Source organism: Micromonospora phytophila (assembly GCF_023656545.1).
In the GTDB taxonomy this organism is placed as follows: domain Bacteria; phylum Actinomycetota; class Actinomycetes; order Mycobacteriales; family Micromonosporaceae; genus Micromonospora; species Micromonospora phytophila.
The window spans coordinates 1-7271 of the sequence record NZ_JAMOKF010000283.1 but is presented as its reverse complement, the minus strand read 5'-3'; the positions used below and the strand labels follow the sequence as shown (position 1 = coordinate 7271).

General features: G+C 72.1%; 10 protein-coding genes. 8 read left to right on the top strand and 2 right to left on the bottom strand.

Features of this window, described 5'->3' with window-relative positions:
* Nucleotides 1-185: 185 nt before the first annotated feature.
* From NCC78_RS24755 to NCC78_RS24735, 5 genes are all read left to right on the top strand, one after another.
* Nucleotides 186-689 (top strand): hypothetical protein, encoded by a 504-nt coding sequence (locus NCC78_RS24755; protein WP_250797384.1) that lies wholly within the window; start codon nucleotides 186-188, stop codon nucleotides 687-689.
* A 255-nt stretch (nucleotides 690-944) separates the two neighbouring features.
* Nucleotides 945-1259: a 50S ribosomal protein L21 gene (gene rplU / locus NCC78_RS24750; RefSeq protein ID WP_250797382.1), complete on the top strand. Its 315-nt coding sequence runs from the start codon at nucleotides 945-947 to the stop codon at nucleotides 1257-1259.
* Nucleotides 1260-1270: 11 nt separating this feature from the next.
* On the top strand, nucleotides 1271-1528 hold the full coding sequence (gene rpmA / locus NCC78_RS24745) for a 50S ribosomal protein L27 (RefSeq protein WP_250797381.1): 258 nt from the start codon (nucleotides 1271-1273) through the stop codon (nucleotides 1526-1528).
* An 88-nt stretch (nucleotides 1529-1616) separates the two neighbouring features.
* A complete protein-coding gene (obgE, locus tag NCC78_RS24740; RefSeq protein WP_250797380.1) occupies nucleotides 1617-3098 on the top strand; it encodes a GTPase ObgE in 1482 nt (493 codons plus the stop codon).
* 70 nt (nucleotides 3099-3168) lie between these two features.
* Nucleotides 3169-3618, top strand: coding sequence for a GNAT family N-acetyltransferase (locus NCC78_RS24735; protein ID WP_250797379.1), 450 nt, complete (start codon nucleotides 3169-3171; stop codon nucleotides 3616-3618).
* 52 nt (nucleotides 3619-3670) lie between these two features.
* Here the strand turns inward: NCC78_RS24735 and NCC78_RS24730 are convergent, their stop codons facing one another.
* A complete protein-coding gene (locus NCC78_RS24730; RefSeq protein WP_250797378.1) occupies nucleotides 3671-4330 on the bottom strand; it encodes a DUF6766 family protein in 660 nt (219 codons plus the stop codon).
* Nucleotides 4331-4408: 78 nt separating this feature from the next.
* Nucleotides 4409-4888, bottom strand: a complete 480-nt coding sequence (locus NCC78_RS24725) for a DUF4383 domain-containing protein (RefSeq protein WP_250797377.1) — start codon at nucleotides 4886-4888, stop codon at nucleotides 4409-4411.
* 254 nt (nucleotides 4889-5142) lie between these two features.
* Between NCC78_RS24725 and NCC78_RS24720 the strand changes: the two genes are divergently transcribed.
* The 3 genes from NCC78_RS24720 to NCC78_RS24710 are packed head-to-tail and all read left to right on the top strand — an operon-like array spanning nucleotide 5143 to nucleotide 7083.
* Nucleotides 5143-5919 (top strand): YfjI family protein, encoded by a 777-nt coding sequence (locus tag NCC78_RS24720; protein WP_250797375.1) that lies wholly within the window; start codon nucleotides 5143-5145, stop codon nucleotides 5917-5919.
* A 31-nt stretch (nucleotides 5920-5950) separates the two neighbouring features.
* The gene (locus NCC78_RS24715; RefSeq protein ID WP_250797374.1) at nucleotides 5951-6403 is read left to right on the top strand and encodes a phage holin family protein; all 453 of its coding nucleotides are present in this window, start codon (nucleotides 5951-5953) and stop codon (nucleotides 6401-6403) included.
* Nucleotides 6400-7083, top strand: a complete 684-nt coding sequence (locus NCC78_RS24710; RefSeq protein ID WP_250797373.1) for a DUF3618 domain-containing protein — start codon at nucleotides 6400-6402, stop codon at nucleotides 7081-7083. Before NCC78_RS24715 ends, NCC78_RS24710 begins: the two co-directional genes overlap by 4 nt.
* Nucleotides 7084-7271 lie beyond the last annotated feature (188 nt).

Genomic DNA, 7271 nt, shown 5'->3' with positions numbered 1-7271 from the left:
CGAGGCCGAGGGCGGCACCGGCCGGCGCCGGTCCCGCCGGGGCGGCGCGCGGCGGCGTACCCGGCCGTGACGGGCTGACCTGCACGGAGTTTGGCAGGGCCTCTTCCCCGGCAATGTCCGGCGGGAGGGGCCCTGTCGTATGGTCGACCCCCGATCACGACCGGCCCCGGGTCAGGAGAAGAACGATGCGCCGTCTGCTCGCCGTCACCGCGGTCACCACCGTCCTGCTCGCCGTCGCCGGGTGCTCGGCCGGGCGGCCGGAGACGGCGCCGGCCACCACCGGCACCACGCCCTCCGGTGGTTCGGTTGGCGCGCCGCCGACGAGCGCCGGACCGGGAGCGGGCAGCGGGGCGGCCGGCGGCAACGCCCCCGAGGTCTGCGCCGCCGCCCAGCAGGCCAGCGGCACCGCCGTCCGGACGTACGTCGAGGAACTGGGCAGGATGATGGCCGCGGTCGGGGCGAACGACGGCACGGCCGCCCAGGCCGCCCGTGAGCGCGCCGAGGCGGCGCTGGCCGGCTGGCGGACCGCCCTGCGGCAGCAGTCGGCCCGGGCCGACGACGCGCAGCTCAAGACCCTCCTCACCGACCTCGCCACCGAGGTCGACGCGATGGGCACGGACGTCGACTCGATCGACGAGACCGAGCTGGACCGGCTCCAGCAGCGCCTCGACCAGCTCTGCGTCCGCTGAGGCGGCCTTCGCCCGGCGAACCGGACGAGCTGGCGGACATGGGCGTGGACCGGGCGCAACCGGTGCCCGCGCCGGCCGGCGCGGGGGTGACCGGCGGGCCCGGTTTGGGTGTCCAGCCTGCCATGGCGTACGCTTGCCTGCGGCGCACTTTGGTGTGCCGAGTTCCCGCGTGCCCGCGCCGCCGCGCCTCTGCTACCCGGCGAGCCGCCGCGGGAACTACCGCCAGCAGCCTCAACGACAGGGAGTCCGCCTCCGATGTACGCGATCGTCAAGACCGGCGGCAAGCAGTACAAGGTCGCCGAGGGCGACGTGATCGAGGTCGAGAAGCTCACCGGTGCCCCCGGTGACGCGGTGAAGCTCACCGCGGTGCTCCTCGTCGACGGTGACGACCTGGTGACCGACGCGGCGAAGCTTGCCAAGGTCGCGGTGTCCGGCGAGATCGCCGCGCACACCAAGGGCCCGAAGATCAAGATCCACAAGTTCAAGAACAAGACCGGCTACCACAAGCGCCAGGGTCACCGCCAGCCGCTGACCCAGGTCAAGGTGACCGGCATCTCCAGCGGGAAGTAGGTCGTTCTCAGATGGCTCACAAAAAGGGTGCGTCCAGCTCGCGCAACGGCCGTGACTCCGCGGCCCAGCGACTCGGCGTGAAGCGCTTCGGTGGTCAGGTCGTCAGCGCGGGTGAGATCCTCATCCGTCAGCGTGGCACCAAGTTCCACCCCGGTGACCTGGTCGGCCGCGGCGGAGACGACACGCTCTTCGCGCTGGCCGCCGGTGCGGTCCAGTTCGGCACCAAGCGCGGTCGCAAGACCGTCAGCATCGTTCAGGCGCAGCAGTAGTTTCCGGCGAAGCGGGCCGCGGACTCCAGGTCCCGGCCCGCTTCGCTTTTTCTCGCGCGGGGCCGTGCCTCGCTGGAAGGATGACGTCGTGGCGACGTTCGTTGACCGGGTCGTCCTGCACCTGCAGGCCGGCGATGGCGGGCACGGCTGTGCCTCGATCCTCCGGGAGAAGTTCAAGCCCTTCGGCGGTCCCGACGGCGGCAACGGCGGGCACGGCGGCAGCGTGTCCCTGGTGGTCGACCCGCAGGTCACCACGCTGCTCGACTTCCACTTCCGTCCGCACGTCAAGGCCGCGAACGGCAAGGGCGGCGCCGGCTCGAACCGGGACGGCGCGAACGGCGGGGACCTGGTGCTCAAGGTGCCCAACGGCACGGTGGTGCAGACCCTCGACGGCACCGTGCTGGCCGACATGGTCGGCGCCGGCACGACCTTCGAGGTGGCCAGGGGCGGGCGCGGAGGCCGGGGCAACGCCTCGCTGGCCAACGCCCGCCGCAAGGCGCCCGGCTTCGCCGAGCTGGGTGAGCCCGGTGACCAGCTCGACGTCGTGCTGGAGCTCAAGAGCGTCGCCGACGTCGGCCTGGTGGGCTTCCCGTCGGCGGGCAAGTCCTCACTGATCTCGGTGATCTCCGCCGCCAAGCCGAAGATCGCCGACTACCCGTTCACCACCCTGGTGCCCAACCTGGGCGTGGTCCGGGTGGACAACCACACCTTCACCGTGGCCGACGTGCCCGGCCTGATCCCCGGCGCGGCAACCGGCAAGGGGCTCGGCCTGGAGTTCCTCCGGCACATCGAGCGCTGCAAGGTGCTGGTCCACGTGATCGACACCGCGACCCTGGAGCCCGGCCGGGACCCGGTGGCCGACATCGACACCATCGAGGCCGAGCTGAGCGCGTACGGCGGCCTGGCCGACCGGCCCCGGCTGGTCGCGCTGAACAAGGTCGACGTCCCCGACGGCCGGGACCTGGCCGAGATCGTCCGCCCCGACCTGACGGCGCGCGGCTTCCAGGTCTTCGAGGTCTCCGCCGCCACCCGGGAAGGCCTGAAGGAACTCATGTACGCCATGGCGGAGGTGGTGGAGCAGTCGCGCAAGGCGGCGCCGCCGGCCGAGCCGACCCGGATCGTGATCCGCCCGATGGCGGTCGACGACACGGGCTTCACCATCGAGGCGGAGGAGGACGGTTCGTTCACCGTCCGCGGTATCCGCCCGGAGCGGTGGGTGAAGCAGACCAACTTCGAGAACGACGAGGCGATCGGCTTCCTCGCCGACCGGCTGGCCCGGTTGGGTGTCGAGGAGAAGCTGGCCAAGGCCGGTGCCAAGCCGGGCGACCTGGTCCGGATCGGGGCGCGGGAGTTCGACTGGCAGCCCACCCTCTACGCCGGCGCCGACTTCGTCCCCGGCAACCGGGGCACCGACATCCGGCTGGAGGAGAGGTCGACCCGGGCCTCGGCGGCCGAGCGGCTGGCGGCCCGCAAGGCCCGCCGGCGGCGCCCCGAGGACGAGGTCGAGGGCACCGACGCCGACGTCTCGGACGACGTTCCCGACGACGACGATCTTCCCGACGACGACTAGCTCGTCGCGCTCCGTGACCGGGTCAGCTGCCGGAAACCTGCGCGAAACGCGATCCGCTTAGCGTGGCGGGATGCTGATCGAGACGCGTCCCGCCACCGATCCCGAGATCGCCGCCCTGGTGGTCGCCCAGCAGCGTGAGCTGCGGGAGGCCGACGGCGGGCTCGACGGCCAGGTGACGATCACCCACGACGACATCCGGTACCTCGCGGTGGTGGTCGACGGCCGGGCGGTCGCCTGCGGTGGTGTCCAGGCCCTCGACGACGGCGCCGGGGAGATCAAGCGGATGTACGTGCGGCCGGCGTACCGGGGCCGGGGCATCGCCCGGCAGTTGCTCACCGCCTTGGAGGAGCTGGCGTTCCAGCACGGCCACCGGCGGGTCTGCCTGGAGACCGGGACGTACCTGCCGGCCGCGATCGGGCTCTACACCTCCTGCGGGTACGAACCGATCCCGGTCTACGGCGAGTACGTCGACAACCCGTACAGCGTCTGCTTCGCCAAGCGGCTGCCGGTGCCGGCCTGACGGCGGTCGCGCCGCGCCGGCGGGCGATCGCGCCGCGCGCCGTGCCGGCGGGTCAGTCGCCGGTGTGCGCGTGCGCGACGGTGACCGGCTTCGACTCGGGCGAGGCGTGCTGACGCAGGACGATGCTCAGCACGATCAGCGTGCCGACCGCGAGGAACTCGCTCTGCCAGTTCTGCATCGACTGGAACCAGAACTCGCTGGTGCCGAGGAACTGACCGACGCTGATCGGCGGGGCGCCGCTCTGCAACGCCTGCTCCTCGTTGTACTGGGCGGTCCCGCCCAGCAGGTGCCCGACGAACGAGCCGGCGAAGATCAGCAGCAGGGCGATGGAGAGGCTGTTCCGGTAGATGATCAGCGGCAGCCCGCCGACGCGTACCGGCCAGGGGGAGTCGGGGGTGGCCCGCCGCTCGTCGTCGGCGGGCCGGTCGGTCTGCTCCACCGGCTTCGACTCCGCCGACCCCCGCTGCACCAGGTACGCGGTGAGCAGGACGTAGCCGCCCATCTGGAGGAACTCCGACTCCCAGTTCTCGAAGACCGACTCGACGAAGTGCCCGCTGCGCAGGTACGCCGGCCAGTCGATCGGCGCGGCGCCGAACTCGGTCAGCTCCTCGTTGTGGGCGTGCCAGCCGAACACGCTCTGCAGCAGCAGGAAGACGAGGAACGCGCCGAACATGGCGATGCTCAGCGCGTTGTTCCGCAGCCAGCGGGGCATTGGCGACCTCCTCGTCGGTGAGCCGGTGACTCTCCGTTGCCCTGGTCGGGAGCCGGGCAAACACCACGCGGCGCGGGTTCAGGGACGGTCGAAGGGGGTGTCCGGGCCGGTGCCGGTGCCCACCCGGTTGGAGAGCAGCAGCCCGAAGACCAGCATCCCGAAGCCGAGCGCCAGGTGCAGCCAGTTGGCGGCGTCGTTGAGCGGGATGAGGTTGGCACCGCTCTCCTGGTCGATCGCCAGCCCGTACAGCCAGAGGCCGAGGTAGAGCGCGCCGCCGCCGGCGAGGAAGACCCGGGCCCCGGCGACGCGGCGTGCCATCACCAGGCCGACCAGGCCGAAGCCCAGGTGCAGCGCGTTGTGCAGGATCGACACCTGGAACAGGCCGAGCAGCTTCGCCTCCGAGTGGTGCCCGGCGAACGTCAACTGGTCGTAGCCGGTGGTGATGCCCGGGATGAAGCCGAGCACCCCGAGCAGGAGGAAGACCCCGGCCGCGGCCACGGCGGCGAGCTGCACCCGGGGCGTCGGACCCTTCGGCCCGCCGCGTGCGTTCCGTGCCATCGATGTCACCTCCGTGGATCCGCGGAACGCCCTGCCCGCGGCGCCGGACGCGAGATTCATTCGTCGCTGTCCGCGACGATGACGACACCGTCCGGCGATCCTCCATTTTGTAGTCGCGTCGGGCGGACGCGCAGGAGAAATCGCGAATCAGGTATGGATGCGGCAACGCAGGGTAGGTCAATGGTCGCGGCGGCAGGAACAGCCGGCGTACCCCCCAGCACAACCGCGACGACTTTCCGAGCGGAAGGGAAATCATGACTTACGATCTGTCACCCACGTCTTCCACGTACGGGCAGGAGTCGACCAACGGCGGTGGCGTCCGCGACCAGGCCCGCCAGGTCGGCTCGGAAGCCAAGCAGGCCGGCGGAGCGGTCGCCGAGACCGCCAAGGAGCAGGGCAAGGAGGTCAGCCGCGAGGCGGCGCGTCAGGCGCGCAACCTCTACGGCGAGGCCCGCAGCCAGCTCGCCGGCCGGACCAGCGAGCAGCAGCGCCGCGCCGCCGGAAGCCTTCGGTCGCTGGCCGAGGAGGTGCGCTCCATGGCGCAGAACGGCGGCAACGCCGGCCCGGTGACCGAGCTCGCCCACCAGGCCGCCGACCGGGTGCACGGGGTGGCCGGCTGGCTGGAGGAGCGTGAGCCCGGCGACATCCTCGCCGAGGTGCGCGACTACGCCCGCCGTAACCCGGGCACCTTCCTCGTCGGCGCCGCCGTGCTCGGTGTGCTCGCCGGCCGGCTGACCAAGAACATCTCCGCCGGCGACAACCTCGGCGGCACCGGCCAGCGGGCGTACGACTCGGGCGCCGGCTACGACCCGGATCGCACCGCGGTCATCCCGACCCCGCCGGCCCCGCGCGCGGTGCCGGACGCCGTGCCGCCGGGCGGCTACCTCGACCCGACCCCGGGCGCGTACGCCGACCCGCGGACGACCACCAGCTACGCCGACCCGGCCGGTGGCACCGGCCAGCCGCTGCCGCCGGTGACCCAGACCGACCCGCTGCCGGGCGTGCCGTCCAGCGGCACCACCCGTCCGTGAGCGCACGACTCATCCGAAGGGAGGCGACGGCATGAGCATGCCGACGCAGGGGTCCGGGTTGGACTCCGGATACCACCCGCACGACGCGGACGAGGTGCGGAGCAGCTCCGTCGGTGAGCTGATGCGCCAGGTCACCGCCGACCTGTCCACCCTGATGCGGCAGGAGGTGGAGCTGGCCAAGGCGGAGATCCGCGAGGAGGGCAAGAAGGCGGGTAAGGCCGCCGGGTTCTTCGGCGGCGCCGGCTTCGGCGGCTACATGGTGGCCCTGTTCCTCTCGCTGGCGCTCTGGGCCGGGCTGTCCAACGTGATGGACGCCGGCTGGGCCGCGCTGATCGTGGCCGTCATCTGGGGCGCGATCGCCGCGGTTCTCTACTCCATGGCCAAGAAGAACGCCGACAAGGTTCGCGGCCTCAAGAAGACCAACGAGAGCGTGCAGCGGATCCCCGACGCGCTCAAGCCCCACCCGCAGGAGGTCACTCGATGAGCACCGATCCCGACCAGATCCGCCGGGAGATCGAAGCCACCCGGAACAGCCTGAGCTCCGACGTGGACGCGCTGGCGTACAAGGTCAGCCCCGGCCGCATCGTCGACGACCGCAAGCAGCGGGCCCGCAACGCACTGCAGAATGTGAGGGAAAAGGTCATGGGAACCGCTTCGGACCTGGGCCACAGCACCAAGCACGGCGCCCACTCGGTGGGCGACCACGCCTCCTCGGCCGCCTCCAGCGTGGGCGATCGTGCCTCCTCAGCGGCCTCCACCGTCACCGACAAGGCGCACTCGGCCGCCTCGACGGTCAGCGACGCCGCGCAGCGTGCGCCGCAGGTGATCCGCCAGAAGTCCGAGGGGAACCCGCTGGCCGCCGGCCTGATCGCCTTCGGTGTCGGCTGGCTCGCCTCGTCGCTGATCCCGGCCACCCGCCGCGAGCAGCAGGTGGCGACGCAGGTCAGGGAGAAGGCCACCGAGCACTCCGGGGCGGTGAAGGAGAAGCTGGGCGAGGTCGCCAGCGAGATCAAGGAGGAGCTGCGCGAGCCGGCGCAGCACGCCGCCGAGTCGGTGAAGTCCACCGCGCAGGACGCCGTGCACGCCGTCAAGGACGACTCGAAGTCCGCCGCGCAGGACGTGAAGGACCAGGCGCAGCAGTCCCGCGAACAGGTGCGGTACTGACCGACCGGTCACCGCACACCGCAGCTGGCGGCCACTCCCGGCAGACACCGGGACGTGGCCGCCAGCTGCCGTGTGCGTCGCGGGTCGCTTCCGCGGTCCCGCCCCGCTCCCGCCGCCGAGGGTGCGGGGCCGGCGCGGGTCAGCGGTCGCGGACGCGGCGGCGCAGGGTGCGCTCGAAGTGGGCGGCG